Here is a 205-nt window from a genome sequence, read left to right on the forward strand (position 1 = left end):
ATTGACCTGCTTGTACTGTGTTTGCGATTGCTTCTGCTAATTTTTGCATTATAATCTCTCCATTTCGTTATTCTTTTATTTTTTGAAAAGCTAAGTGATATATGAATGTAAAGGTTGTATTAGAAACCGAATAATTTACCTAATACGCTTGCACCGTTTTCTACGATACCTACGATGTTTGTACCTAATTTACCCCAATCATGTG

Annotated in this window: 2 protein-coding genes; both read right to left on the bottom strand. The window is 33.2% G+C overall.

The window, feature by feature from the left end:
• The coding region (locus CD128_RS11965) for a beta-class phenol-soluble modulin (protein ID WP_231917344.1) at positions 1-49 on the bottom strand (49 nt) is incomplete at its 3' end.
• Positions 50-119: 70 nt separating this feature from the next.
• On the bottom strand, positions 120-205 hold an 86-nt coding region (locus CD128_RS11680; RefSeq protein WP_231917345.1), incomplete at its 5' end, for a beta-class phenol-soluble modulin.

This window comes from Staphylococcus croceilyticus (assembly GCF_002902575.1).
Taxonomy (GTDB): domain Bacteria; phylum Bacillota; class Bacilli; order Staphylococcales; family Staphylococcaceae; genus Staphylococcus; species Staphylococcus croceilyticus.